This window comes from Methylobacterium sp. Leaf100 (genome assembly GCF_001422845.1).
In the GTDB taxonomy this organism is placed as follows: domain Bacteria; phylum Pseudomonadota; class Alphaproteobacteria; order Rhizobiales; family Beijerinckiaceae; genus Methylobacterium.
The window spans coordinates 96,296-119,940 of sequence record NZ_LMMW01000005.1; the positions used below are offsets into that span (position 1 = coordinate 96,296).

Sequence of the window (23,645 nt, forward strand, 5' to 3'; positions counted from 1 at the left end):
CGCGATGCCCTGATTCGATCGCGCTTGCGTCGCAAGATGGGCTATTCACGTTCGTTCTCATAATCACAGACTGGACGATTAGGTTCCATGGTCTGCTCGATATGTGCAGCGTGTCGCTTATATTCGGTGTAGCGGTCAATAGGTCTGCCAAAAAAGCCGAATGATCGGTTTTTCATTGGAATTGTTCTTGGTCTACACTTGTGTGTGTATTGGGCGCTCGACCCGCCCAGGCCGCCGTTCAGGGACCGTGCGTCGGGACGGGGGCTCGAAAGGCGAGGGGCGACGCGGAGGCCGTGCGATGCCGGCGCTCCGGCGCCGCGTAGCGGGCGACCTTGCGGGCCGCGACGGCGAACAGGGCCGAGGCGAGGATCATCGTCCCGTCGAACCAGACGAACAGGGGGTCGCCTCCGAATCGCCTCAGGGGATGCTGGGGCACGGTGAGGAGGTCGGCGGCCGCCACGGCGAGGCAGAGGACCGCCACCGCCGCCAGTCCCTCGCACCACGCCCGGCGGCCGGGACGCGCGAGGGGCACCAGTGCGGCGACGATCCAGGCCGCGAAGAAGGCGCGGATCTCCCACTCGGCCCGGCCGGGGAGGTCCGCGGGCAGGAGCCGGTTGGCGAGGAAGTACACCGCCACCGCCGCCGGCAGGCCCGCGACGCTCCCGACGTTGAGGGCCTGGACCAGACGCAGGCCGGCGAAGGGCCGCTCGCCCGGTCGCGGCAGGCGCGCGAGGGACCACAGCACGATCCCGGTCGCGACGGTGGCGCAGGCCATGAGTCCGCACAGGAAGAACAGCAGCCGCAGGGCGGGCGCGGCGAAATGCGCCTCGTGCAGGCCGGTCAGCGTCGTGAAGGTCTTGGCGGCGGGCTTGAGGTCGACGCCCCGCACCTCGAGCAGCGCGCCGCTCACGCCGTCGAAGGCGACCTGCGGATGGTCGCGGGCGATGCCGTGGGGCTCGGCGAACACGGCGACCACGGTCGCGTTGGCGTCGCCCCGGTTCACCAGGGTCAGGCGTTCCAGGGGCTCCGCCACCATCGCGACGGCGCGCGCGACGAGGGGCCCCACGGGGGCCGGCACGGCGGACCGGTTCGCCGGCCGGCGCGGCGTCGGGATCCAGGCGGCCTCGGCGAAGAAGGACTGGGTGTTTGAGCGATACGCCGCCGTCACGCCCCAGGGCATGTAGAACGTCGCCAGGGTGACGACCCCCGTATAGGTGATCATCAGGTGGAACGGCAGCGCGAGGACGCCGCCGACGTTGTGGGCGTCGAGGAAGCTGCGACGCGGTGCCTTGTCCCGCCGGAACGTGAAGACATCCGCGAAGATGCGCCGGTGGACGACGATGCCGGAGACCAGGGCCACCAGCATGATCATCGCGCAGATGCCGACGATCCAGCGTCCCCAGAACGGCGCCATGTGCAGTTCGAAGTGGAAGCGATAGAGGAAGTCGCCGCCCTCGGTGTCGCGGACCGCCGCCTCGGCTCCGGTCGCGGGGTCGAGGTGGACATGGCCCGGCGGCTCGCCCGGGCCCGCACGCCAGAACAGGTCGAGCACCGGTTTCTCCGGCTGCGGCATGCCGATGAACCAGGTCCGAGCCTTGGGGGCGTGCGTGGCGAGATAGGTCACCGCCCGCTCGGCGGCGGCGGCGAGGTCCGGGCCCGACATCGGCGCGGCGAGGCCGAGTTCGGGCCGCATCCAGCGGGAGATGTCGGCCCGGTAATAGCTCGCGGTCCCGGTGAGGCAGACGGCGAACAGCACCCAGCCGACCACGAGGCCGGACCAGGTGTGCAGCCACGCCATGGACTGGCGGAAACGTCCCTTCATGGCGCGCGCTCCGGCATGGCGGTCCCGAGGACGGGACCGACGTCGAGTACGGGACCAGGGACGAGGATGGGGGCCTCGTCCGTGGCCCGCGTCCCGGAGCCGGCGGCCTGGCGCACCGGGGTCAAATCAGAAATCGACGGTTGCGGACAGGATGAACGTCCGGGGCGCGCCGACGGCCAGGAAGCCGCGCGCGGCGGAGGCCCAGTACGAATCGTTGAGCAGGTTCTGGACGGTGGCCCGCATCACCACGGGCTTGCCGTTCACGCCCTCGAAGGCGTAGCGCAGGCCGGCATCGAACCGCGTCCAGTCCGGCACCGACTGGGTGTTGCCCTGATCGTAGAACATGCTGCTTGTGTAGATCGCCCGTCCGGTCAGGGTCAGGCCGGGCGCCAGCCACGGCGGCAGGTCGACCTCGCCGTAGAGGTTGAACGCCGTGTCGGGCACGCCGGGCACGGCCCGTCCGTCGAATTGGCGGCCCACGGTGTTGACGAGCTTGGCGTCGATGAGGGTCAGGCCGCCCAGCAGCCGCACGCCCGGGACGAGTTCGCCGAACACGTTGAACTCGATGCCGCGGTTGCGCTGCAGGCCGCTGACGGAGAACAGCCGCGTGGCCGGATCGGTGAACGCGCTCGGCTGCTCGATCTCGAACAGCGAGGTCGTGACCGAGACGGCGCCGAGATCATACTTCGCGCCGACCTCCTTCTGCCGGCTGACCACGGGGGCGAAGACCGCGTTGGAATTGATCGCCGTCACCGGGGCGGACGGCCCGGCATCGAGGGACTCGATGTAGTTTCCGTAGAACGACAGGTTCTCGAACGGCCGGACCACCAGGGCGATGGCGGGGCTGAACCGGCCCTCGCGGTACCCCGTCGCCGGCGTGCCCTGGGTCGGGCCCGGACGGGTGACGTAGCTGCGCAGGTCGATCTCCTGGAACCGTCCGCCCAGGGTCAGCAGGACGCGGTCGTCGCCGAGCGACAGGGTGTCGGCGATGGCGACGCTGCGGGCGTAGAGCTCCGAGAAGATCGGCTGCCGGTCGGAGCGGGGGAAGGCGATGGTCGGAACCGAGCCGAACGGCAGGTCGACGGGGTTGTAGATGTTGATCGGGTAGGCCGGCAGGGCGAAGGGCACGAAGCCGCGCGAGAAGTTCTTGTTGACGGCCTCGACGGCCGCGACGCTGAATTGGTGATTGATGAAGCCCGTCTGGAAGTTGGTGCGGACGCCCACCTCGCCGGTGAAGCCCTGCAGTTCCAGGGGCTGGATCGCGAGGGAGTTCGTCGCCAGCCCCGTCGGGCTCGTGACCCGATAGTTCGAGGTCAGGAAGTCCTCGTTGTAGCGGCTGAGGCCGCCGGCCGCGTAGATCGTCGTCTCGGGCAGCACGTCGTACTCGACCCGGCCGGCGGCCATGTTGTAGCGGCTGTCGTTGTACTCGAACGCGTTCGCGGTGTTGCGGCGGGCGTTCGGCGCCCGCGGCACGGGGATGCCGGGCGCCACCGCGTTGAACAGCGAGGTCGGCGCGGTGATGTTCTGCGTCGAGTGATTGAAGTCGAACGACGCGCGGAACCGGTCGTTGCGGTAGTCGATGCCGAGGGCCGCGACGCCGACCTCGATGGCGTTCTTGTCCAGCGGCGTGTCGCCGTTGCGGTAGGCGCCGTTGAAGCGCACGCCCCATTCCTTGAAGGTGCCGAAGCGGCGCCCGAGGTCGAGATGCGTCCCGAACTGCGCGTCGCTGAAGTAGCTCGTGGTCACCCGCGTCAGCGGCTCGTCGTACGCGCGCTTCGGCACGAGGTTGATCGTGCCGCCGACGCGGCCGGTGCCGCCGCTGAGGAGCGCCGTCGGACCGAGCAGGACCTCGACGCGCTCCAGACCCTCGGTGAAGCTGCGGCGCGGGTTGGCGATGTAGAACAGCCCGTCGAAGGCGGTGTCGAGGTTGGTCACCGAGAAGCCGCGGATGAAGTACGAGTCGCGCTCGCTGTAGGGCGGCGCGTCGCTGCGGACGGACGGGTTGTTCAGGACGACGTCGGCGACGGAGCGCGCCTGCTGATCGTTGATCAACTTCTCGGTGTATCCGGTGACGTTGAAGGGCGTCTTCTGGACGGAGCGGTTGCCGAGCAGTCCGACCCGCGTTCCGCTGCCGACCTGACCGCCCGCATAGGGAACGGGCGGCTGGCCGACGGTTCCGGACCGGGGCGGCAGGCTCCTGGGCGCCCCGGGCGCCTGGGGCTGCCCCGCCACGTGCAGCTCCTCGAGGGCCACGGAGCCCGCCGCCTCGCCGCCGAGCTGAACGTAGCGCGGATTGACCAGGGTGATGGTGGAGGGACCCGCCGCGCGGAACGTCAGGCCGGTGCCCTTCAGGATGCGGCCGAGGCCGTCGAGGGGCTCGACCACGTCCTCGAGGCCGCCCGTGGTCAGCCGTGCGGTCAGGTCCGTGGCGTAGACGAGCTTCACCTTGGCCTGTTCGGTGAAGGCGACGAGGGCGGCTTCGAGGGGTCCCTTCGGGATCGTCAGGGCGACCCGCTCCACCGCCTGCGGGGCCGAAGCCTTGGAGGCCAGTGCGAGGATGCTCGCCGTCCGCGCCCGATCCGGCTGCGCCCGGCGCCCGTCCTGGGCCTGGACGGCCGCCGGCACCATCACCAGCATCGACACGCCGGCCAGGGCCGATCCGGCCAACCGCTCACCCGCAACACCACGCCCGCGCGTCGCCATTCTCTGTCCGTCCCTCGCTCAGACGGAGACGGGCGCCTCGCGGCAGCCTGTCCCCACCGATTGAGATCAACGGAGCCGCGATCTCCTGACGTCCGGGAACGAACTTTCCTTCAGAATTTTCGAACGGGCGATCCGACGAGGACGAGGAAGGGCGACAGGCGGGTGATTCCCACGCCCATCGTCGCGGCGATCGAGTCCAGCGCCTCGTCGGTGTCGCGCGGGTCGAAGGCGCCGGTGACGCGCCGCTCGCCGGCGGCCGCATCGAGGAGCACGATGCGACCGTGGCGGTAGCGGTCGAGCTCGGCGAGGACGACGGAGAGCCGCTCGCCGGAGAAGCGCAGGCGGCCCTCCCGCCACGCCGTCGTCCGGGCCAGGTCCGCGCCCGTGACGGCGAGGGAGGCGCCCTCCGTGCGTCGGACCGCCTCGCCCGCCGAGACCCGCACGGGCCGCCCCGAGGTCGCGACGTCGACGCTGCCCTCGACGACGCCCATCTCGACGCCGCCCGTCTCGCCGCCGGCGCCGTCGGCCCGGACGAAGAAGCGGGTGCCGACGGCGCGGACGCTCAGGCCGTTGCCGCGCACGACGAACGGGCGCTGGGGATCGGACACGACCTCGAAGAAGGCCTCGCCGCGCAGCAGCGCGACCCCGCGCTCCGTGGCGCCGAAGTGCAGGGCGACCGCCGTGTCGGTGTTGAGGTCGATCCGGCTGCCGTCGGCCAGGGTCGCGTGGACGATGTCGCCCACCCCGCTCCAGAGGTCGGCGCGGAGCCAGTCGACGAGGCCGAGCTGGAAGGCCAGGGCGGTGGTGAGGACGAGGGCGACGGCGACCCCGGTCAGCGTCTTGGTGGGCGGGCGGCGATGCCGTGGATCGGGCACACGGCCGAGCTTGCGCCACAGGGCGTCCAGCTCGGCATAGGCCGCTTCATGGGCCGGATCGGCCGCGCACCAGGCCGCGAAGGCGTTCCGGTCCCGGTCCGTGGCGTCGGGCGAGGCGAGGCGCGCGACCCAGCCGGCGGCGGCCTCGTAGACCGGGTCGTCCCCCTCCGCCGCATGCGCGTCGGTGTCGTCGCCGCTGGCCACAGCCATGCTCCATCCGGAATCACCGAGCCCGGACGGCCCAGCCCCATGCTCCTACACCCTCAGATCAACGAACCGGCAAGATCCTGACGTCGCCCCACGAACAAGAGCCGCGCCACGAACAGGAGACAGGCCTCACACCCAATCGTGGCAGCACCGGCGACAGTGCAGGAGCGCCTTGATGAGGTGCTTCTCGACCATGTTCCGGCTGATGCCCAGGCGGGCGGCGACGTCGCCGTTCGAGAGGTTCTCGAACCGGACGAGGAGGAACACCTCGCGGCATCGCGGCGGCAGCGCGTCGATGGCGGCGGCCAGCCGTCTGAGCTCCTGCCGTGCGATCACCTGGCGTTCCGGCAGGGCATACCCGTCCGCGATCTCCGCGAGGTCCGTGTCCGTCATGGTGCGGAACAGAGTGCCCTCGAGGCGCTGCCGGTTGCGCATCCGCAGGGCGACGTTGTTGGCGACCTGGAAGAGGAAGGCCGAGGGGTGTTCGATCGGCGTGCGGGACAGCGCGCCCAGCATCCGCAGGTAGGTTTCCTGGTGGGCGTCGGCGGCGGCGTCGGCGCTGCCGAGCAGACGCATCAGGAATCGCCGAAGCCTGACGCCTTCGCTCCGATGCAGCGCCTCGATCAATGTCGACTGCATGCTTGGCCCCCGCTCCAATCACTCCTCGATCATCGCGACATCGCGGAATCTCGATCGGTCGGAGAAAGCAGTCAATCGGAAATTATGCAAGCATCTCAGTACTTTAGATGAACTCTAAAGATGACGGCGCCGTGCCGCCGCAACGTCTTGTATTTCTATCGGAAACGGCCCCGTAACCGGCCGGGGCTCCCCAGCAACGGCAAGGCGGGCCTCGGGGGAATGCCCATGCCTGTTGTGCACAGAGCACATGCCGCCACCTTATGAGCTCCGACCACGCCATCGGTTTCTCGTGGCCGCTTCCGAATCACGCGGGGATCACGCGGCGGACGCGTAGCGCGGCGCCGGGTGAACCTGCGCGAATCCCGGGATCATCGCCAGCCGGGCGGCCTGGAAGGCGTCCCACTGCCCGGCGTCGTGAAGCGGCGGGATCGTCACGGACTCGCGGCGGTCGAACCCCGCGAGGGCGGCGTCGACGAGGTCGCCGACCTCCATCATCGGCGGCAGCGCGGCGGGATCGACCCCCGACCGGCTCCACAGCTCCGTGCGGGTGGCCGATGGCAGCACGGCCTGCACGTACACGCCCTTGGGGGACAGCTCGTGACTCAGGCCCTGGGACAGGAACAGGACGAAGGCCTTGGTCGCGCCGTAGACCGACATGCCGAATTCCGGGACCAGCCCGACCACGGAGCCGATGTTGACGATGGCGCCCGCGCCGGCCCCGGCGAAGCGGGGTGCCACCGCGCTGGCGAGCCGGACCAGCGCCGTCGTGTTGAGGGTCACGAGGCGCTCGACGTCGTCGGTGGCCTGCGCGACGAAGCCACCGCCGACGTTGGCGCCGGCATTGTTGACGAGGATGCCGATGCCGTCGTCGTCGCGCAGCCGCGTCTCGACGGCCCGGATCTGGTCCGGCGCCGTGAGGTCGGCCGGAAGCACGTCGACGGCGACGCCGTAGTCACGGCGGAGACGGTCGGCGAGCTCGTCCATCCGTGCCTTGTCGCGGGCGACCAGCACGAGGCCGTGGCCGCGCCGGGCGAAGCGGTCGGCATAGGTCGCGCCGATGCCGGTCGAGGCGCCGGTGATGAGAACCGAACTCTGGGTGGCCATGGGATTCGCCCCTGCGTGTCTGATGAGCAATCATGATGATCATCATGATTGAACTCAAATATGATCGCGATCATATGAGTGTCAACGGGGTCGACGGGGAATTTTCGAGATGCGTGTCACGCAGGAGCAGATGCGGGAGAACCGCCGCCGCATCCTGGCGGCGGSGAGCCGTCTTTATCGCGACAAGGGGTATGACGCCGTCGGCGTCGCCGAGGTGATGAAGGCCGCGGGCCTCACCCATGGGGGCTTCTACGGACACTTCGCCTCGAAGGAGGACCTGATGGCGCAGGCCATCGCCCAGGCGGCGACCGAGGTCGCGGGCAGGGGCGGGGACCTGCCGGCGTTCGTGGCGACGTATCTCTCGCCCGCGCATCGGGACGACGCGGCGGACGGGTGCCCGATGGCGGCCCTGGCCGCCGACGTTCGTCACCGGCCGGCGGCGGCGCGGGCCGCCATGACGACGGGCATCCGCGCACAGATCGACCGCCTGACCGAGGCGGTCCCCGCCGCCGCCGACCGCCGCCGCGAGGCCATCGGCACCTACGCGGCCCTGATCGGCGCCCTGATCCTTGCGCGTGCGGTCGACGATCCCGCGCTCTCGGACGAGATCCTCGACGAGACACGCGCCTGGATGGCGCCCGGCGCGTGAGGCCCGTGTCCTGCGGCGGTTGACCTGGCCTCCGTCCGTGATCCGCAGGGGCCGAACGCGCTTGTCCGCTCCCCGGACACGGGCCTCGACCACCGGACAGGCGCTCCCGTCGCCCGGCAGAAGGTCGCTCGGCAAGAGGGTGGCACCGGCGGATCATCCCGCGAGGGCGGTGGCGATGACCGAAGCGAGTGAGGTGGTCGGGCGCCCGATGAGACCGCTCAGCTGATGGCCTGCATCGAACAGGCCCCCTTTTTGTGCTCCCGCATCGGAGTCCGCCAGGAGGCCGGCGAACGCTTCGGGGAGCCCCGCACCGATCAGGGCGGCCGCGAACTCCCCCTACGCCAGGGTCCGGTAGCCGACCAGCTCGCCCGATACCTGCGCTACGAGGTCCGCGAAGTCCGCCAGCGTGTAGGCCTCGTCTCCGGCCAACTCGTAGATGCGGCCGCTCTGAGCGGTCTCCGACGCCAGCACGGCGCTGGCCGCCGCGGCGTAATCCGCGCGTACCGCCGAGGCGACCCGGCCTTCCCCGGCGGCGCCCAGGAAGACCCCATGCGCCAGCGCGGCCGGGATCGAGGCGTCAGCGCGGGCGGAATCGAGGCCGCATAGTTCTCGGTGTACCATCCGTTGCGCAGCAGCACGTGCGGCACGCCCGACGCGGCTTCGGTCGCACGGTGCTCCTCCGCCAGACCAAGGGGCGACGTATCGGCCCGGAGGACGCTCGTATAGGCAATGCCTGGGTCACCTGGAACGCGATGGGTTCATCACGCGCCACGTGTACCCGACCAGCCCTCCGAGCTTTGAGTATCGCTTGGCCGAGCTGGGTCGCTCCTTCCTCGTTCCCTTGGACATGCCGGTGGATTGGGCCGAGGTCAGCCACCGGCGCGTTCGGGAGGCGCGGCGCCTCTACGATGACGTCGAAGGGTCCGGCCCCGCCTGAACCGGTCGATCCGGACCGCGACGCGGCCGAGGCGAATGGATAAGGGCGTCCGGAACGCCACGTTCCATGCTCGGGAGAGCGGCCCTGGGGGCGGGAGTCCGGGGTGGAAGTCCCAGGGTTGAAGTCCCGGATCAGGGACCGGCCTTGGACGTGGCGACGAGGTCCACGTCGACCCCGACCTCCAGGGCCACCCATTGTCCCGACGCCCACGCACCCTGCCCGACGCCGAATGCCGTGCGGACGAGGCCGACATGCCCGGTGGCGCGGGCCTGGTCCCCCGCGAGCGCAAGCCGGAACGGAAGCGTGAGCGGGCGGCTCGTGCCCCGGATGGTCAAGGTTCCGACCGCCTCGTAGTCGCCGCCGCCCTTGTCGACGAAGCCCGTGGCCTCGAAGCGCGCCTGGCGCGCCGCCTTCACGTCGAACCAGTCCTGCTGCGGCAGGGCCGTGTCGCGCTGGACGTCTCCTGTGCGCGCGCTCGCCAGATCGATGAGGACCGTGGCGTGCCCGGCCTCCGGCTTGGCGGGATCGAACGTCACCGTCGCGTCGAAGCGCTCGAAGCGTCCCGAGAACGGGGCGCCGACCTGGACGCCCGAGAACCGGATCGCGCTTCTCGCCGGATCGATCACCCATTCGGCGGCGGCGGCCGGCGAGGCGGCCCCCAACAGAGTGCCCAAGAGTGTGCCCAGCAAGGGGGCTCTCCGGAGCGCCAACCTCGCGTGGGCGACGCGGAAGCGGAAGGCAGGCGTGGTCATCGGATCGCTTCCGTGTGCTCGGAGGATGTCGGGGGGCGGCCAGCGGGCAGCATGCGGCGCAGGCTGTCGTCGCGAAGGATGAGGTGGTGACGCAGTGCGGCCGCCACGTGCAGCGCGAGCAGCGCCGTGAGCAGCCACGCCCCGTAGGCGTGAACCCGCTTCGCGACCTCCTCGGCCGCGGCTGCATCCGTGAGGAACGCCGCCAGGGGCAGGTGTGGCCAGGGCACGAGGCCGTACAGCACCGTGGGGATCTGGAACGGCGAGAGCGACACGATCGCCCAGCCGGTCAAGGGCAGGCCGACGAGCAGGAGATAGAGCAGGCCGTGCACTGCGCCGGCCGCCCGGCGTGCGGGAGCCGGCATTCCGACCGGGTGCCGGGGCGGCCGATGGAAGGCGCGCCACGCGAGACGGAGCGTCGTCAGGGCCAGGACCGTGATCCCGACGGACTTGTGCCACTGGTAGAGCTGGAACTGGCGCATCGGCGCCAGCCCAGCATGGGTCATGACCAGGCCGATGCCGATGAGGGCGAGCACGCAGAAGGCGCTCGTCCAGTGCAGCAGGATGGCCACGACGGTGTAGCGCCGCGCGGGCGGGCCGGGTCCCATAGCCCTCCTCCTCCCTCGGGCTCAGTCCTGGCGCTCGAAGGCGCCCGCGATGGTGAGGTGCAGGTCGTCGCCGATCAGCGGGACGTAGGTCTTCACGCCGAACTCGGAGCGCTTGAGCGTCCCGGCCGCCTCGAAGCCGACCGTGACCTTCTTGTTGAGGGGGTTCACGCCGGCGCCGACGAGGGTCACGTCCAGGGTCACGGGCTTGGTCACGCCGTGAAGGGTCAGGTTGCCCAGGACCTTGGCCTTGTCCTTGCCGTCGGGCGTCACCTTGGTCGACACGAAGGTCATCTCGGGGAACTTGCCCGCGTCGAGCCACTGGTCGCCCTTGAGTTCTCCGGTGAGCTTGTCGCTGGTCGTCGTCACCGAGGCGACGGGGATCTTGATGGCGAGCTTCGAGGCGGCCGGGTTCTTGGGCTGGAGGTCGAGGGTGCCGGAGACGTCCGAGAAGCCGCCGGCATAGTTCGAGAAGCCCATGTGGGACACGCGCCAGCCGACCTGGGTGTGGCCGGGATCGACGGCGTAGGTGCCGGCCTGGATCTGGGCGGGGTCCCGGGTCGGCGGCGTCTGGGCCGACGCGCCGCCCCCGAGGGCGACGGCGAGGGCGAGGCCGGAAGCGAGGAGGAGTTTCATGATCGTCTCCGAAACGTGAGTGGGCTGTCGCGGCGCGCGCGAGGGGGTCGGGAGGGCGCCGCGACCCGACGAAGGTCCGGATAGTCCCGTTGGCCGGTCCCGTAGAGCCTGCTATCCGGCACTACATGGTTGCGAAATCGGAAACCTTCGGCGGCAATCTCGACGATCTGCGGGCGTTCTGTGCCGTCATCGATCTCGGCACGGTCACGGCGGCGGCGGCGAGCCTCCGGGAGACCAAGGGCAGCGTCAGCCGACGGCTCTCGCGACTGGAGGCGGCCCTGGGCGCCACCCTGATGGCCCGCCACCCCCGCGCGGTCTCACCGACGGCGGAAGGTCTCGCCTTCTACGCAAAGGCCCAGGAATGCCTGGCGCTCCTCGACGAGGCGGCGGAGACCGCCCGTGGCGCATCGACGGTGCCGGCAGGGCACCTGCGGATCACCACCTCCGTCGATTTCGGCATCGAGGTGATGCCCGAGATCGTCGCCAGCTTCCGGATGGCGTACCCGCAGATCACCGTCGAGATGCTGAACACCGACACGCGCCTGGATCTGGCGGCCAACCGGATCGACCTCGCCCTGCGCCTGGGGGACGTGGAGGAAACCGGCTACCGGGCCACCCAGATCCTGGACGTCTGGCTGGGGCTCTATGCGGCGCCCGCCTACCTCGCTTCGAAGCCGCCCCCCGCGAACCCGGCGGCCCTGGCGGACCACGACGTGATCCTGGCGCGCGAGCGAGCCGGCGTGATGGGCATCCTGCTCGACGACGGCGGGGGGCGCATGGAGCAGGTCGGCCTCCGGCCGGCCATTCGGGTGAGCGATTTCGCGACCGCGCTTCGCTTGACCCTTGCGGGGGCGGGCATTGGGCACCTCCCGAGCTTCATCGCCTCACGGAGCGTCGCGGCGGGGCGGCTGGTGCGGGTGCTCGAACCGTGGGCGACCACCGGGGGAGCCTTGCGGGCGGTGAGCCTGGCGGGGCGGGAGTTGCCCGCACGCGTGCGCCTGTTCCGTGAGCATGTGCGAACCGAGATCGCGAAGCGGTCGTCCGTGGAGTTCAAGCCGCGCTAGAGTGGCTTCTGCCGAAGTGGATACCGGTCCGGAGGATAGGAGCGCGGCGAGACAAGAGCCTGGAGCTGCGCCCGACCCGACGTGGTCGGGCGCAGCTCCAGAACCGTGGGGCGGCCAGCAGACACCGTGCCCGGTTTGGCGACCGGGAGCGGGAACGGTCCTGACGGGCGCCGCCGACCGGAGGGCCCGTTATGCCGCGGGATCCTGCCCCGCGCGGAGCCGTTGAAGCGATGTGTTTCGAACACGGAGTCGTCGCCATGGCCCAGACCCGTCATTCACGCCCCGATCCCATCGAAGAAGGCGCCCAGGCCCGGATCCACGGCCGTCCGAAGGATGCCTGTCCCTACCCGCGCGACAGCGAGGAACGGGCGGCCTGGATGGAAGGCTACGATGGGACGCCCCGCGACGACGGCCCCGACCCGCGCCTGGGGTGAAGCGCAGCTCCTTCCGGGCGCTTCCCGGCCCAACATTGGAACATGCCCGGAAATCGGAACACTTCGCATCGCGTCACGTTGGCTCCCCAACGCAACAGCGAAGGAGACATCGATGCGTAAGCTCGCTCTCATTTCCGCCGTTACGCTCTCTCTCGGAGCTCTTGGCGCGACCGGTGCTCAGGCACAGGGTTACGGATACGGCGGTGACCGCGATGGCGGTTATGGCCGCGGCTACGGGCGCGGAATCGACCGGGGCTACGACCGGGATCGCGGCTACGACCGGCGGGGCGATCGCCGGGACCGGCGCGGTCTGTCGACCGGAGCGGCCGTCGGCCTCGGGATCGCGGGCGTCGCGGCGGGCGCGGCAGCTGCCGGCGCCTACGATCGCGGCGGACCGGGTTACTACGGCCGGGGCTACTGAAACGGCGCGATCCGTGACTTCGAAAGCCCTGCCGCGCACGCCGCGGCGGGGCTTTTTCTCGTAAGGATCCCGTGTCGTCAGAACTTCGTCGCGCCGGAGGCTTGGTGTCCCGGCGCTCCATCCGGATCGCGACCGACGTCTCGCCCCCTCCTCGAAACCGACCGTCCGCGATCGGCGCAGGTCACCCTCCGTGACACGGCCCGGACCACGGCCCGGACAAGGTGAATCCATGCAGAGCAAGCTCTCCAAGACGATCATCGGTGCGATCATCGCGGTCGCGCTCGCGGCCGCGGTCTCGTATGGACTCATCAACCAGCAGACGGCCGATCAGCTGCAGACCAAAGCGAACCAGACCCTGTCGGACGATCAGGCCGCACCGACGACGAACCCGCAGCAGCCGGTGCCCGCACCCACGCCGCAGACCCCGACCCCCGCCCCCCGTCCGTGACCCTCGCGGGACCCTCAGGTTCCGCGAACGCGACACGGACCCCGAGGGGCGCACCATTTGGAGGATCGCCAATGACACAGGACAAGAGCGGCAGCCAGGATCGCGCCGAGACCAGGGCCGCACGGGCCGCGGAGCGGGCCGACACGGCCGGACAGGTCTGGGAAGAGGTGAAGGCGCGGGAGGCGGCCCGCGACGACCAGATCGTGCGCCTGAAAGCCGAGCGGCTGGCCCGCGATGCCGAGGACGCCGCCGCTCCGAAGCCTGCCGCCAAGGCGACCAAAGCGACCAAAGTCGCCAAGCGCTGAGGAGGCCCCGGCGCCGGCCCGAGGGGCGAGGACGCGCCGCATCGGGTGCGTTCGGGCACCGCGAAACGAACGGATCGGGGGCATGAAACATCGGCGCAGGACGTATCGCTGCAGGAAACATCCCTGCCATGCGCAAGCCCTATCGAAGGCGACGCTCCGATCCCGATCCAGCCCGTGAGGCTCCCATGCCCGTCGCCCGTCCCGTCCGCTGGCTGCTGACGCTCCTCGCCCTCGTCGCGCCGGCGGGTCTCTCCGGCGCCGGCCGGAGCGGCCCAGCCGAGACGCGCGAGCCGGCGGGCGAGGCCTCGGCACAGGTCGTGTTTCGGCACTTCATCTGAATCGGCTTCGGCCCGTCAGTCGCGACGGCTCGGCATCTCGCCGGCGGCCACGAGCGCCCGGGCGATCGCCACCGTGCGTCGGCTCTGGTGCCGGATGGCGTCAAGGTCCTCCGGACACGGATCACGGTTCTCGGCGCCGACGATGGACGAGGCGCCGTAGGGCGAGCCCGCTTCCAGCATCGCCGCGTCGGTGTAGCCCGTGGGCAGGATGACCATGCCGAGATGGGCCATCGGCGCGTAGAGCGAGAGCGTGACCACCTCGGACCCGCCATGCGGCCAGGACGCGGTCGCGAAGGCGCCGCCGACCTTTCCCGCCAGGGCTCCGCGCTTCCACTGAGGTCCGAGCCGATCGAGGAACGCTTTCAGCTCCGTCGCCATGGCGCCGAAATAGCACGGCGTGCCGAACAGGATGGCGTCGGCCCATTCCGCGTCTTCGTGCGTCGGCGCTTCGTAGAGCGCGTTCTGCCGCGTCGCGCTCTCGGCCCAGCCCTCGACCTTTGCCATCGTGTCGTGGTCGACGACCTCGCGGGCCCGGCGGAGCCGAACCGTGGCACCGGACGCCCGGGCGGTCTCCGCGGCGGTGACCGCCAGTGTTTCGACGGAGCCGGATCGCGAGTAGAACACGATCAGCAGGCGCGGCGGGTCGGCTTTGGGTTGGGGCACGGCATGATCCTGGGTGAACGCCTCAAGTAGCGCTCCGAGCCCCGATGGAACCCGCCCCTGCCAAAGGGTCGCGCCGCCTCGACGCAGGCCTCGCGCGGCAGGCACCGCGCGGCAGGCCCTTGCCGTTCCGCCTTCCTGAACGCAAAATGAACACAGTGTTCCTGATTAACGGATCATGAACGAACGGCCCGCCAGACTGGCCTGCCCCGCAACTCCACAGGAGGATGGAATGTCGACCGGACTGTTCCAAAACCTGCCCGGCGCCCACGAGATGGGAGGCGCCTCCGCCCTGCCGAGCGAGCCGTGGCTGCTCCCGATTTCCGACGGTTCCGGCCCGTTGCCCGGCCCGGCCTCCGACGCGACGGATGCGCTGCTGCTCTCCGTGCGCGACGCCGCGCGTCCGGCCCGAATCGCCGCGAACGCGCTGATGGCCCTGTTGTTCGTGATGGTTCTGGGGCAGATCGCCAAGGACCGGTTCGGCGCCGTACCGGCCCACACCATCGCCGGACAGCTCGACATCACCGGACAAGTCGCCGATGCGGCGCCGGCGGCGATGCCTGTCTCGAAGGCCTCGCTGACCGTCGACAACTGAGCGGGTTCGCACGGGCCGGCGCGGGACGATGTGCCGGCGGTGGACCGCCTGTTCGCCGGCGCCGGAAGCGCCCCGCCGGACCGGATCGCCGGCCTCGCCCGATCTTGCGCTTCCGAGACGCCGCGGCGAAACTGATGCCCGGTCCCGACGAACCGGAGCACGAGCGGCAGTGAGCGACGCGGCGATCAAGGGTCCGGCATCCTACTTCCCGTCCATCGAGAAGAGGTACGGACGTCCCATCGCGGAGTGGCAGGCGCTGGTGCGCCGGCATCTTCCGGCAAAGCACATGGCCCTCGTCGCCCTGCTGAAGACCGAGCACGGCATGGGCCATGGCCACGCCAACGCCCTGGTGGCGCATGTTCTGGCGGCCGAGAAGGGTTAGCGGCGGGACGCGGCCGGCACGAGGCGGCGTTCGTGCGCCCGTCCGCCCGGGGGTCAGGGCCCGTCGCCCCGGAGCTTGGCGAAGAACGGGGCCAGCTCGTCGTCCGCATCGTCCCAGGTGTCCCCTTCGGCCAGGCCGAACGCTTCGAGGGCCCCGTCTTCCCGGCGGATGACGCACCAGGCGGTCTGCGTCGCATCGGGCGGCACGGGCCATTGCCGGATCTCGGCGGGCGTCTGGCGGCGAAGCCGGAACTGCCGCTCGGGGTTGTCGTGAAACCACAGGCTGTCGGTTTCGGTGGCGTGCATGGGGGGCTCGGACGGGCGGGGTGGCGGGAGCCGGCCGGCAGGACGGCACTTCAAGACGGCGCTTCATGCCAGCCGACCGCCGCGGTTGTCGACCGGCTGACCGCGGGAGACGCGGTCCGGCGCCGGCCGGTCATACCAAATCCGGTCGATCGCTTCGCGATGCGGATTTGGGCTTCGCTCAGGCGCCGCGCGGGCTGCCTGAGACTGTCTCCGAATGGATCATCCGAAGACAGTATCAGACCCCGACGCGGCCGAGGCCGGGCAGCTTCAGGCCGGGGCGGCGCAGATCGAGGCCGGCGACGGCACCGAGGATGTTGACCTCCAGCCCTTCGACCCAGCCGAGCGTCAGCCCGAGATAGCCGCCGAGATTGATCCGGATCCCGGTGCCCGAGGGCGTCGTGCCGAACCAGCGGCCGTCATAGGGGAAGTCCTTGCCGATGGCGGTGGCCGGCAGGCTCGCCCGCATCTCCGGCACCGAACTCATCACCGCCGCCACGAAGGTGTTCGAGTTCGGACCGGGCCACAGCCGGTAATCCCCGACCTTGGCGTAGCGGTAATTGGCGATGGTGGCCCGGATGCGCGGCAGCATCCGCTCCGCTTCCCCCCCGTCGGCGGCGAAGATCACCTCCGGGGCGCTGCCGAACCAGCGCCCGTCCGGCACGAAGCGGTCGATCCAGATCGGCATGCCCCAGGCCGTGTAGTCGAACCGCTGGTAGGCGCGGTCGCCCGCCCCCTTCACGACGATCCAGCTGTGGCTCGCGACGATGCCGCGCCAGCTCACGGTGCGGGCCGAGAACACCCGCACGACGGCCTGCGGGTTCCGCGCGGCGGGCGGCAGCAGGCCCGCGCTCGAGCGGTCGGCCGAGCGCCAGTCCGCGATGTCGTTCCTGAGGTAGTAGAGGGCGGCCGAGACCGCGATCGGCGCGAGGAACACGACGGCGAAGACGAGGAGGGCGATGCGGAGCACGGAGGTCTCATGGTGGGGAAAGCGCGAGATCCCTGATCTAGGATGTCCCCGGAACCTACGGCAGAGGCGTGCGGCGTCATCGTGCCGTCCGGCACCGCCTGTCCTCGCACCGCCTGCCTTCGGGGGATCTGGTCGAAGACTCGGCCGTGGCGCCGGTCGAAGACCTTGCCAAGCCTGGGCGGCGGACGCATGCAGCATCCCGTCGCCGCCGCGAGTCCAGCCCCATGCTTCCATCGATCCCGATGCCGGCCCCGCCCGTCCGGGACGGCCTCCCGCCGGGCCAGCGCGGCCGGGCGATGGTGGCGGTGCTCACGGGCGTCGGCCTCGCCACCCTCGACACCGCCATCGCCAACACGGCCCTGCCGACCATCGCGGCCAGCCTCGGCGTCGATGCGGGCGACTCGGTATGGATCGTCAACGCCTATCAGCTCGCCGTGGTGGCGACCCTGCTGCCCATCGCGGCGCTCGGCGAGATCATCGGGCAGCAGCGGATCTACATCGGCGGCTTCGTGCTGTTCACCGCGGCCTCCCTCGTCTGCGCCCTAGCCTGGTCGCTGCCGACCCTCGTCGCCGCGCGGGTGTTCCAGGGGATCGGCGCGAGCGCCCTGATGGCCGTCAACATCGCCCTCATCCGCTTCATCTACCCGGCGAACCAGCTCGGGCGGGGCGTCGGGCTCAACGCCTTCGTGGTCGGAATCGGCTTCGCCGTCGGCCCCACCGTGGCCTCCCTGATCCTCGTGACGGCGCCGTGGCCGTGGCTGTTCGCCATCAACGTGCCCATCGGCCTCGGCGCCCTGGCGCTGGCCTGGACCGCCCTGCCGGAGACCGGCCGCTCCGGCAATCGGTTCGACATTCCCGGCGCGTTCCTGAACGCCGCCGCCTTCGCGCTTCTCATCCTCGGGCTCGGCGAGGCCGCCCACGAGGCGCCGCTCTGGCACATCGGGGCGGAGGTCGCGGGTGCCTTCGCCTGCTTCGCCCTGCTCCTGCGCCGGCAGGCAGGGCATCCGGCCCCCATGCTGGCCGCCGACCTCCTCGGGCGTCCGCTCTTCGCCCTCTCGGCGATGACGGCTTTGTGCTCGTTCGCGGCCCAGGGCCTCGCCTTCGTCTCCCTTCCGTTCCTGTTCCAGCACACCCTCGGACGCAGTCAGGTCGAGACCGGGTTCCTGATGACGCCCTGGCCCATGCTCGTCGCCGTGCTGGCTCCCGTGGCCGGACGCCTCTCGGACCGCTACCCGCCGGGCCTGCTCGGTGGCCTCGGACTCGCCGTCCTCGCCCTCGGCATGGGGCTGCTCGCGGCCCTGCCGGCGAACCCGACCGTGTTCGAGATCAGTTGGCGGATGGCGCTCTGCGGCGCCGGCTTCGGCTTCTTCCAGGCGCCGAACCTGCGCGCCCTGATGACGAGCGCCCCGGCCGCCCGGTCGGGCGGTGCCAGCGGCATCGTCGCCACCTCCCGCCTCCTCGGCCAGACGCTGGGGGCGGCCCTGGTGGCGGCGTGCTTCACCCTCGCGGAAGCGCACGGGCCGGCCCTCGCCCTCGGGCTCGGCGGCGCCTTCGCGGGTGTCGCCAGCGCCGTGAGCTTCCTGCGCCTCGCGGTTCGTCCCGACGACGTGGGCGGTGCCGCGTGAGGCGGAGGCTCCGCGCCGGCGCCCTGGTGGCCCTCGGCCTCCTCGCCGGCGCGCCGGCGCGGGCCGACGAGGCGGCCTGCGACAGCGCCGACACGACGGTGACGACGTTTCCGGTGCCGCCGCAGAGCGCCCTGGCCTATCGGCGCGCCGAGACGATCGCGGCCGCGGCCTCGCAGCGACGGGGCGTGGAGGTCGTCCTCCTCGGGGACAGCCTCACGCAGCTCTGGCCCGACGCGTCGGTCCGGGACACCTTCGGGGCCGATGTGCTGAACCTCGGCGTCGGCAGCGACCGGACGCAGAACTTGCTGTGGCGCCTGCAGGACGCCCGCTACGCGGCGCTCGCACCCCGCACGGTGTTTCTCATGCTCGGAACCAACAACCTCGGCTATGGCGACAAGGTCTGCGCGATCCGGGAGGGGCTCCGCCGGGTGCTGGAGCGCCTCGACGCCGTGTGGGGCAAGCCCCGGCTCGTGGTGGTCGGCATTCTCCCGCGCGGCCGAAAATCCGCGTTTCGCGATGCCGAGCGCCTGCGCCTCAACGCCGAATGGGCGACGCTCCTGGCCGAGCGGGGCAACGCCGTGATCGTCGACGGCGCGGAGCTCGCCCTGCGCTGCGACGAGGACCCATGCCCGGCCTTCGCACCCGACACGGTGCACCTCGCGCCGCCGGGCTACGCCGCCCTCGGCGCCGCGATCCGCCGGCAGTGGGACGCCCCCGGGACGCCGTGAGGCCGGCCGGGCGCCCGAGCCCTGCACCTCTCCCGCGCCCCAGAATTCTCCTGAATGCCAAGATTCTCCCGCGCCCCGCCGCCCTCCGGGATCGGCGCGCGTTGTCCCTTCGGCGCGCCGCACCGCCCGCCGGAGGGAATGGGACATGTCGAAGCTCTTCATCGCCAACATCCGCTCGCCCGAGGGCGACAGGCCCCTGGTGACCGTCCGCGCATCCGCCGAGGGCGAGGCCAGACTGTTCCTGGCCGCCGCCTACCCGGACGACGAGGTGGTCGACGTGGTGGAGCCGAGCGACTGGACGAGCGACGCGGACACGGGTGCGAAGGATGGCGACGTGCGTGAACATGCGGGCGTCGCGTGGCAGGCCCCGTCGAGTCTCGCGCGGTAGGGCTCGCACCGGGGCCCGGCATCCCCCGGAGCCGCGCCGACGCGGTGCCGAGGGCAACCCGACGGTGCGTCGGAAAGCGCAGGCCGCGGCGTAACGGCCGACGCCGTCCCGCGTTGTCCTGCGACAGGTCGGTTCTGCAACAGCGCGAGCAGACGATCCCGAGACGACCTGAGGAGACGACCCATGGTCCTGCGATCCGAAGACCCGCCGGCACCCGGCAACATCGCCGTCGAAACGCCGCCGGATTCGCGAGAACCGACGACGGCGATGCTGAAGGCCGACATCGACAGCGGACGAACCGGCGACAAGGTGTCCCATTACGATCCCGGCCTGTCGCAGCTCGGCACCGACGACGAGGCCGCCGGAAACCCGCCCTCGGCCGAACGCGTCGCCCTGGCGCGCAAGGCCGAGGCGGCCCCGCCGCGCGTGCGCGACTCGGCGCAGCCGCACGGCCGGAACGCCTGGGTGATGCCGGCCTTCGTCGGGGTCGCCCTCCTCATCCCGACGGTGGTCGGCGTGTCGCTCTACCTGCTCCGCTAGGGGCGGCCGGCCGGAGCCGGCGCCGGGCGGATGTCGGGACCGGGGATCGTTCGCCGCGTCCGTCGCGACGGATCAGCGATTGCTTCCGCCCGCGCTGCTGTTCGGCACCGCCTGCTCGGGCCGGCCGGCGTTGCCGCCCGCTGCCGAATTGTTCGTGATCGTATCGGCGCCCGTCGCCCCGCGGGAGATGGTCCGGGTCGGGCGGTTGCCGGTGCTGTTGGGCGCGGTGACCACCCCGATCCCACGTTTCTTCGGGCGAGACCGTGCGTCCGCGCTCGTGCCCATCTGCACCAGGACGAGGGACGACAGCGCCAAGACACAGGTCGAAAGCATGAACGTCTTCATGGCTGCTCCTATCATGGAATGAAGCAACGCCATGCAGCGTTCAAATGTTCATCCCCGACCTTGCGCGCCGAACGCTTGCTCGTGGCAGTCATCGCCCCTGGCGTGCGACGTGGCGGATGCCCCCGGCCGCGTGGCGGGTCCACGTCCGCCACCGTCCGAACGGGTGACGAGAGGGCGGATGCGAGTAAACCGAGGCGGGACACATCACGAGCAACGGGAGAACGCATGAGCACGCCTGAACCGACACGCCATCTGCCCGAGAGCCATCCGGGGCTGCACTACATGGAGTTCATGGCTCACGTGAGCCGTGCCCGCGACAGCAAGCGCTATCTCGAAGTCGGCGTCAGTCAGGGACACCTCATGTCCCAGATCCACACCCGAACGGCCATCGGCGTCGACCCGTCGTTCGACATCACCTTCAATGTTTCGCACGGCAAGACGATCGTGACCTTGGTCCAGGTGCCGAGCGACACCTTCTTTGCCGAGTACGATTACGCAGCACTGGCCGGCGGTCCGCCCGATCTCATCTTCCTCGACGGCATGCATACCTTCGAGTACCTGCTGCGGGATTTCTTCAACGCCGAAGCCATCGCGTCGGATCGGACGTTGATCGTCCTGCACGATTGCCTGCCCCTCAATGCGGAAATGGCGGAGCGGAACGCCAAGGTGTCTGCCCAGCTCGGGGTGAACACCCGCTTCCCCTATCATTGGACCGGGGATGTCTGGAAGATCATTCCCATCCTGCAGACGTACCGGCCCGACCTTCGCCTCGTCTACGTCGACTGTCCTCCGACGGGCTTGGTCTGTGTCACGAACCTGAATCCTGCCTCGAAGACGCTCAAGACCCAGTACTTCGCGATCGTCGATGCGTTCAGGGCGCTCGGCAACGATCTCCCGGCGATCGATAACTTGTACGGCACCATCGACATCACGCCGTCGTCGCGGATCACGAACGATCACGACCTGACGCTCTACTTCGGGGGCTGACGGCGAAAAGCCCGCCCGGCTTTTGGCCGGACGGGCTCGGGTCCGAGACCCAACAACTGATCGGGCGCGGATCTCGGTGACCTCGCCGCAAAGTTGGCACGATCCCGGCGCGGATCGCAGCAACAATCCAGCAACAGATCCGAAAAACCGACCCGGCCGGGTCTGTGCCGTGCCGTGATCTTGGGGAAAAGCTCCGCCCCTGGGCGCTTCCCCTCGCCGGGGAAAGCAGTGAACGGCCCTATTCAGTCGCGCTCAGCGCGATGTTCAGGGGCGCCCGAGCGCCGAACTCGGCCGTGCGTCCCAGTCTCGGCGCGGTCGATATCCCTACAAACAGGAGCGGTTCTTGGGCAGTGATGATTCAATTCCGTCGAATTTTATTCATTCGGCAATGAACTCCTAACGAAGCAAAGCTGATCCCTGATTAGACTAGTTGAACATTTCTACTCCTGCGCGTTATGTTCTCGCGTCGCTGGAGAAAGACAATGGCTTACCCTTCACTGCTCGACTCGCTTGGCCTCGCCGGAGCGCTGAAAACCCCCGTGGCCGATGTCGCCGCCTCGATCGGCGTCGGCCAACTCCTGAACGTCGATGGGAAACTCGCTCTGCTGGGCCCCAACGGCGTCGTGTCGGCCGTCGCCGATGTGGGGCTCCTCACCGGGGGCGAAGGGTCCGACGTGCTGTCCGTCGTCACGGGGACGGTCGGGTCCCTGCTCGGTCTCGGGGGCGACGACATCCTCAACGGCGGCCCGGGCGACGATACGCTCGACGGTGGATCGGGCAACGACAAGATCTACGGCGGACCCGGCAACGATCAACTCTTCGGCCGAACCGGTGACGATACCATCGAGGGCGGACCGGGAGACGATCAGCTCTACGGCGGCCAGGGGTCGGACTTGATTTCGGGCCAGGATGGCAACGACGTGATCTACGGCGGCGATGGACAGGCCGACCCGACCGACGCAGCGGATATCATCGACGGCGGCGCCGGAAACGACTCGATCTTCGCGAACGGCGGAAACGACACCGTCTACGGTGGGGCCGGGCGCGACCTGATCTTCGGCGGCGTCGGGGACGACACCCTCTACGGCGGGACCGGCCCCGGCGACGTCACGGACGAGGCCGATGTGATCGTCGGCGGCGAGGGAAGCGACACGATCTACGGCAATGCCGGCGACGATCTGATCTTCGGCGGCACCGGTTTCGTCAATCCCGAAGACACCGCCGACGTGATCTTCGGCGGTCTCGGCAACGACACGATCTACGGCAATGGCGGAGCCGACCGCATCTTCGGCAACGAAGGCAACGATATCCTCATCGGCGGCAAGGGCGACGACATCCTGACGGGTGGATCGGGCGCGGATCGGTTCGTGACCTTTGCGGGCGACAACGCCAATACGATCCTGGATTTCAACGCTGCGGAAGGCGACCGGCTCGATTTCGCCGGCCAGGCCTTCAACGCCATCGCGACGTCGGCCGGAACCCAGGTCGTGTTCGAGGATGGTGGCAGCCTGCTGCTGGTCGGGGTGAGTGGGTTCAGCTACGATTTCTTCGCCTAAGGGTTGAGCGGCTACCCGGAGGGTCGGCGGGGGCATCGCGTCCCGCCGTAATCCTGCCGAATGCGGACCGCCGTCGCGCGTCGTGATCCGGCCGGATCGCGGCGCTCGATCCATGTCGGGCCATGCTCCCGACGAGCCGGGCGTCCCACCGGCAACGCGTTGGCCGAGGTCGGGAGTGGTGCACTGATCCTCCCCCGCGTTCACGGACACCTTTGATACGCTCCTTGCGGGCCGGGAAGGTGTTTGAGGGCCAAGACGAGACGCGAGTTCACCCCCGAGTTCAAACGCGCGGCGGTGGCCCTGCTGGACAGCAGCGGCCGGCCGCAGATGCAGATCGCAGCCGAGCTCGGGATCCAATCCTCGATGCTGGTGCCGTGGCGCTCGGCGCTGATGGGTGGCTCCCCACCACCGCGGAGAGCAGGGTCACCGGGAGCCGCGCCTGCGAGCCCGGTGGCGTCTCCCTCCGACCAAGCCGCCGAGATCGCCCGTCTGCGGCGTGAACTCGACCGGACGCGCATGGAGCGCGACGTCCTAAAAAACGTATGGCCCGCCCCGTCTGCAAGGTCGCCGATGAAGTTGCCTGTGACCGGTCTGCACAAACGTATCCGGCATGTCGGCACGGGGGCCGCCG

General features: G+C 70.1%; 29 protein-coding genes and 1 pseudogene. 17 read left to right on the top strand and 13 right to left on the bottom strand.

Annotation, left to right across the window (positions count from 1 at the left end; genetic code table 11):
* Window positions 1-238: 238 nt before the first annotated feature.
* The 5 genes from ASF25_RS05640 to ASF25_RS05660 all read right to left on the bottom strand — a co-directional run bounded on the left by ASF25_RS05640 (window position 239) and on the right by ASF25_RS05660 (window position 7,350).
* The gene (locus ASF25_RS05640; RefSeq protein WP_056303797.1) at window positions 239-1,822 is read right to left on the bottom strand and encodes a PepSY-associated TM helix domain-containing protein; all 1,584 of its coding nucleotides are present in this window, start codon (window positions 1,820-1,822) and stop codon (window positions 239-241) included.
* 126 nt (window positions 1,823-1,948) lie between these two features.
* Window positions 1,949-4,525 (bottom strand): TonB-dependent receptor, encoded by a 2,577-nt coding sequence (locus ASF25_RS05645; protein ID WP_244472910.1) that lies wholly within the window; start codon window positions 4,523-4,525, stop codon window positions 1,949-1,951.
* Between the two features lie 110 nt (window positions 4,526-4,635).
* Window positions 4,636-5,604 carry a FecR domain-containing protein gene (locus ASF25_RS05650; protein ID WP_056176954.1) on the bottom strand — a complete coding sequence of 323 codons (969 nt, stop codon included), beginning with the start codon at window positions 5,602-5,604 and terminating at the stop codon, window positions 4,636-4,638.
* A gap of 132 nt (window positions 5,605-5,736) precedes the next feature.
* Entirely contained in the window at window positions 5,737-6,246 is a 510-nt protein-coding gene (locus tag ASF25_RS05655) for a sigma-70 family RNA polymerase sigma factor (protein WP_056303802.1), read from the bottom strand.
* Between the two features lie 315 nt (window positions 6,247-6,561).
* The gene (locus tag ASF25_RS05660; protein WP_056303804.1) at window positions 6,562-7,350 is read right to left on the bottom strand and encodes an SDR family oxidoreductase; all 789 of its coding nucleotides are present in this window, start codon (window positions 7,348-7,350) and stop codon (window positions 6,562-6,564) included.
* Between the two features lie 109 nt (window positions 7,351-7,459).
* On the opposite strand from ASF25_RS05660, the gene ASF25_RS05665 reads away from it, so the two are divergent.
* The gene (locus tag ASF25_RS05665) at window positions 7,460-7,999 is read left to right on the top strand and encodes a TetR/AcrR family transcriptional regulator (RefSeq protein ID WP_056303807.1); all 540 of its coding nucleotides are present in this window, start codon (window positions 7,460-7,462) and stop codon (window positions 7,997-7,999) included.
* A gap of 153 nt (window positions 8,000-8,152) precedes the next feature.
* On the opposite strand, the pseudogene ASF25_RS23510 reads toward ASF25_RS05665, so the two are convergent.
* Window positions 8,153-8,730: pseudogene (locus ASF25_RS23510) on the bottom strand (KR domain-containing protein); the annotation flags it as partial.
* 41 nt (window positions 8,731-8,771) lie between these two features.
* On the opposite strand from ASF25_RS23510, the gene ASF25_RS23515 reads away from it, so the two are divergent.
* Entirely contained in the window at window positions 8,772-8,936 is a 165-nt protein-coding gene (locus ASF25_RS23515; protein WP_244472911.1) for a hypothetical protein, read from the top strand.
* 131 nt (window positions 8,937-9,067) lie between these two features.
* Here the strand turns inward: ASF25_RS23515 and ASF25_RS05675 are convergent, their stop codons facing one another.
* From ASF25_RS05675 to ASF25_RS05685, 3 genes are read right to left on the bottom strand one after another with little or no spacing between them, the layout of a single operon-like run.
* On the bottom strand, window positions 9,068-9,625 hold the full coding sequence (locus tag ASF25_RS05675) for a YceI family protein (RefSeq protein WP_244472912.1): 558 nt from the start codon (window positions 9,623-9,625) through the stop codon (window positions 9,068-9,070).
* A gap of 59 nt (window positions 9,626-9,684) precedes the next feature.
* Complete coding sequence (locus ASF25_RS05680; RefSeq protein WP_056176446.1) at window positions 9,685-10,293, bottom strand: cytochrome b/b6 domain-containing protein; 609 nt, start codon at window positions 10,291-10,293, stop codon at window positions 9,685-9,687.
* A gap of 21 nt (window positions 10,294-10,314) precedes the next feature.
* Window positions 10,315-10,926: a YceI family protein gene (locus tag ASF25_RS05685; protein ID WP_056266469.1), complete on the bottom strand. Its 612-nt coding sequence runs from the start codon at window positions 10,924-10,926 to the stop codon at window positions 10,315-10,317.
* A gap of 89 nt (window positions 10,927-11,015) precedes the next feature.
* Between ASF25_RS05685 and ASF25_RS05690 the strand changes: the two genes are divergently transcribed.
* The 6 genes from ASF25_RS05690 (at window position 11,016) to ASF25_RS22570 (ending at window position 13,936) form a co-directional block, all read left to right on the top strand.
* Window positions 11,016-11,990, top strand: a complete 975-nt coding sequence (locus ASF25_RS05690; protein ID WP_244472913.1) for a LysR family transcriptional regulator — start codon at window positions 11,016-11,018, stop codon at window positions 11,988-11,990.
* A gap of 257 nt (window positions 11,991-12,247) precedes the next feature.
* Complete coding sequence (locus ASF25_RS23185) at window positions 12,248-12,424, top strand: Rmf/CrpP family protein (RefSeq protein WP_200918814.1); 177 nt, start codon at window positions 12,248-12,250, stop codon at window positions 12,422-12,424.
* A 112-nt stretch (window positions 12,425-12,536) separates the two neighbouring features.
* Window positions 12,537-12,845 carry a hypothetical protein gene (locus ASF25_RS05695; RefSeq protein ID WP_056176453.1) on the top strand — a complete coding sequence of 103 codons (309 nt, stop codon included), beginning with the start codon at window positions 12,537-12,539 and terminating at the stop codon, window positions 12,843-12,845.
* A 229-nt stretch (window positions 12,846-13,074) separates the two neighbouring features.
* Window positions 13,075-13,293 (top strand): hypothetical protein, encoded by a 219-nt coding sequence (locus ASF25_RS05700; protein ID WP_056176456.1) that lies wholly within the window; start codon window positions 13,075-13,077, stop codon window positions 13,291-13,293.
* A 71-nt stretch (window positions 13,294-13,364) separates the two neighbouring features.
* Window positions 13,365-13,598: a hypothetical protein gene (locus ASF25_RS05705; protein WP_056303812.1), complete on the top strand. Its 234-nt coding sequence runs from the start codon at window positions 13,365-13,367 to the stop codon at window positions 13,596-13,598.
* A gap of 185 nt (window positions 13,599-13,783) precedes the next feature.
* Window positions 13,784-13,936, top strand: coding sequence for a hypothetical protein (locus ASF25_RS22570; RefSeq protein WP_156368872.1), 153 nt, complete (start codon window positions 13,784-13,786; stop codon window positions 13,934-13,936).
* Window positions 13,937-13,951: 15 nt separating this feature from the next.
* Here ASF25_RS22570 and wrbA read toward each other — a convergent pair whose 3' ends face one another.
* Window positions 13,952-14,599, bottom strand: a complete 648-nt coding sequence (wrbA, locus tag ASF25_RS05710) for an NAD(P)H:quinone oxidoreductase (protein ID WP_056303814.1) — start codon at window positions 14,597-14,599, stop codon at window positions 13,952-13,954.
* 229 nt (window positions 14,600-14,828) lie between these two features.
* On the opposite strand from wrbA, the gene ASF25_RS05715 reads away from it, so the two are divergent.
* Together ASF25_RS05715 and ASF25_RS05720 are read left to right on the top strand one after the other, a co-directional pair.
* Window positions 14,829-15,191 carry a hypothetical protein gene (locus tag ASF25_RS05715; RefSeq protein WP_056176465.1) on the top strand — a complete coding sequence of 121 codons (363 nt, stop codon included), beginning with the start codon at window positions 14,829-14,831 and terminating at the stop codon, window positions 15,189-15,191.
* 169 nt (window positions 15,192-15,360) lie between these two features.
* Window positions 15,361-15,573 carry a DUF4287 domain-containing protein gene (locus tag ASF25_RS05720; RefSeq protein WP_056176468.1) on the top strand — a complete coding sequence of 71 codons (213 nt, stop codon included), beginning with the start codon at window positions 15,361-15,363 and terminating at the stop codon, window positions 15,571-15,573.
* Window positions 15,574-15,626: 53 nt separating this feature from the next.
* Here ASF25_RS05720 and ASF25_RS05725 read toward each other — a convergent pair whose 3' ends face one another.
* Together ASF25_RS05725 and ASF25_RS05730 are read right to left on the bottom strand one after the other, a co-directional pair.
* Entirely contained in the window at window positions 15,627-15,878 is a 252-nt protein-coding gene (locus ASF25_RS05725; protein WP_056176472.1) for a hypothetical protein, read from the bottom strand.
* Between the two features lie 235 nt (window positions 15,879-16,113).
* Window positions 16,114-16,836: a DUF3750 domain-containing protein gene (locus ASF25_RS05730; RefSeq protein ID WP_056303841.1), complete on the bottom strand. Its 723-nt coding sequence runs from the start codon at window positions 16,834-16,836 to the stop codon at window positions 16,114-16,116.
* Between the two features lie 233 nt (window positions 16,837-17,069).
* On the opposite strand from ASF25_RS05730, the gene ASF25_RS05735 reads away from it, so the two are divergent.
* From ASF25_RS05735 to ASF25_RS05750, 4 genes are all read left to right on the top strand, one after another.
* Complete coding sequence (locus ASF25_RS05735; RefSeq protein ID WP_056303816.1) at window positions 17,070-18,470, top strand: MFS transporter; 1,401 nt, start codon at window positions 17,070-17,072, stop codon at window positions 18,468-18,470.
* On the top strand, window positions 18,467-19,198 hold the full coding sequence (locus ASF25_RS05740; RefSeq protein WP_162239251.1) for a GDSL-type esterase/lipase family protein: 732 nt from the start codon (window positions 18,467-18,469) through the stop codon (window positions 19,196-19,198). Before ASF25_RS05735 ends, ASF25_RS05740 begins: the two co-directional genes overlap by 4 nt.
* A gap of 145 nt (window positions 19,199-19,343) precedes the next feature.
* Complete coding sequence (locus tag ASF25_RS05745) at window positions 19,344-19,586, top strand: hypothetical protein (RefSeq protein ID WP_056176480.1); 243 nt, start codon at window positions 19,344-19,346, stop codon at window positions 19,584-19,586.
* Window positions 19,587-19,769: 183 nt separating this feature from the next.
* Entirely contained in the window at window positions 19,770-20,126 is a 357-nt protein-coding gene (locus tag ASF25_RS05750; protein ID WP_056176483.1) for a hypothetical protein, read from the top strand.
* Between the two features lie 72 nt (window positions 20,127-20,198).
* On the opposite strand, the gene ASF25_RS05755 is transcribed toward ASF25_RS05750, so the two are convergent.
* The gene (locus tag ASF25_RS05755) at window positions 20,199-20,471 is read right to left on the bottom strand and encodes a hypothetical protein (protein WP_056176486.1); all 273 of its coding nucleotides are present in this window, start codon (window positions 20,469-20,471) and stop codon (window positions 20,199-20,201) included.
* 225 nt (window positions 20,472-20,696) lie between these two features.
* Between ASF25_RS05755 and ASF25_RS05760 the strand changes: the two genes are divergently transcribed.
* From ASF25_RS05760 to ASF25_RS21815, 3 genes are all read left to right on the top strand, one after another.
* The gene (locus tag ASF25_RS05760; RefSeq protein WP_056303820.1) at window positions 20,697-21,458 is read left to right on the top strand and encodes a class I SAM-dependent methyltransferase; all 762 of its coding nucleotides are present in this window, start codon (window positions 20,697-20,699) and stop codon (window positions 21,456-21,458) included.
* Window positions 21,459-21,940: 482 nt separating this feature from the next.
* Entirely contained in the window at window positions 21,941-23,014 is a 1,074-nt protein-coding gene (locus ASF25_RS05765; protein WP_056266444.1) for a calcium-binding protein, read from the top strand.
* Window positions 23,015-23,257: 243 nt separating this feature from the next.
* On the top strand, window positions 23,258-23,645 hold a 388-nt coding region (locus tag ASF25_RS21815; RefSeq protein WP_244472914.1), incomplete at its 3' end, for a transposase.

Excerpts from the sequence above, each read along its gene's own strand:
- ASF25_RS05705 (WP_056303812.1), top strand. The coding sequence starts at position 13,365 with ATGACACAGGACAAGAGCGGCAGCCAGGATCGCGCCGAGACCAGGGCC.
- ASF25_RS05735 (WP_056303816.1), top strand. The coding sequence starts at position 17,070 with ATGCTTCCATCGATCCCGATGCCGGCCCCGCCCGTCCGGGACGGCCTC.
- ASF25_RS05760 (WP_056303820.1), top strand. The coding sequence starts at position 20,697 with ATGAGCACGCCTGAACCGACACGCCATCTGCCCGAGAGCCATCCGGGG.
- ASF25_RS05655 (WP_056303802.1), bottom strand. The coding sequence starts at position 6,246 with ATGCAGTCGACATTGATCGAGGCGCTGCATCGGAGCGAAGGCGTCAGG.
- ASF25_RS05680 (WP_056176446.1), bottom strand. The coding sequence starts at position 10,293 with ATGGGACCCGGCCCGCCCGCGCGGCGCTACACCGTCGTGGCCATCCTG.
- ASF25_RS05660 (WP_056303804.1), bottom strand. The coding sequence starts at position 7,350 with ATGGCCACCCAGAGTTCGGTTCTCATCACCGGCGCCTCGACCGGCATC.
- ASF25_RS23185 (WP_200918814.1), top strand. The coding sequence starts at position 12,248 with ATGGCCCAGACCCGTCATTCACGCCCCGATCCCATCGAAGAAGGCGCC.
- ASF25_RS05765 (WP_056266444.1), top strand. The coding sequence starts at position 21,941 with ATGGCTTACCCTTCACTGCTCGACTCGCTTGGCCTCGCCGGAGCGCTG.
- ASF25_RS05700 (WP_056176456.1), top strand. The coding sequence starts at position 13,075 with ATGCAGAGCAAGCTCTCCAAGACGATCATCGGTGCGATCATCGCGGTC.
- ASF25_RS05645 (WP_244472910.1), bottom strand. The coding sequence starts at position 4,525 with ATGGCGACGCGCGGGCGTGGTGTTGCGGGTGAGCGGTTGGCCGGATCG.
- ASF25_RS05715 (WP_056176465.1), top strand. The coding sequence starts at position 14,829 with ATGTCGACCGGACTGTTCCAAAACCTGCCCGGCGCCCACGAGATGGGA.
- ASF25_RS05640 (WP_056303797.1), bottom strand. The coding sequence starts at position 1,822 with ATGAAGGGACGTTTCCGCCAGTCCATGGCGTGGCTGCACACCTGGTCC.
- ASF25_RS05745 (WP_056176480.1), top strand. The coding sequence starts at position 19,344 with ATGTCGAAGCTCTTCATCGCCAACATCCGCTCGCCCGAGGGCGACAGG.
- ASF25_RS05755 (WP_056176486.1), bottom strand. The coding sequence starts at position 20,471 with ATGAAGACGTTCATGCTTTCGACCTGTGTCTTGGCGCTGTCGTCCCTC.
- ASF25_RS05725 (WP_056176472.1), bottom strand. The coding sequence starts at position 15,878 with ATGCACGCCACCGAAACCGACAGCCTGTGGTTTCACGACAACCCCGAG.
- ASF25_RS05695 (WP_056176453.1), top strand. The coding sequence starts at position 12,537 with ATGCGTAAGCTCGCTCTCATTTCCGCCGTTACGCTCTCTCTCGGAGCT.
- ASF25_RS05750 (WP_056176483.1), top strand. The coding sequence starts at position 19,770 with ATGGTCCTGCGATCCGAAGACCCGCCGGCACCCGGCAACATCGCCGTC.
- ASF25_RS05685 (WP_056266469.1), bottom strand. The coding sequence starts at position 10,926 with ATGAAACTCCTCCTCGCTTCCGGCCTCGCCCTCGCCGTCGCCCTCGGG.
- ASF25_RS22570 (WP_156368872.1), top strand. The coding sequence starts at position 13,784 with ATGCCCGTCGCCCGTCCCGTCCGCTGGCTGCTGACGCTCCTCGCCCTC.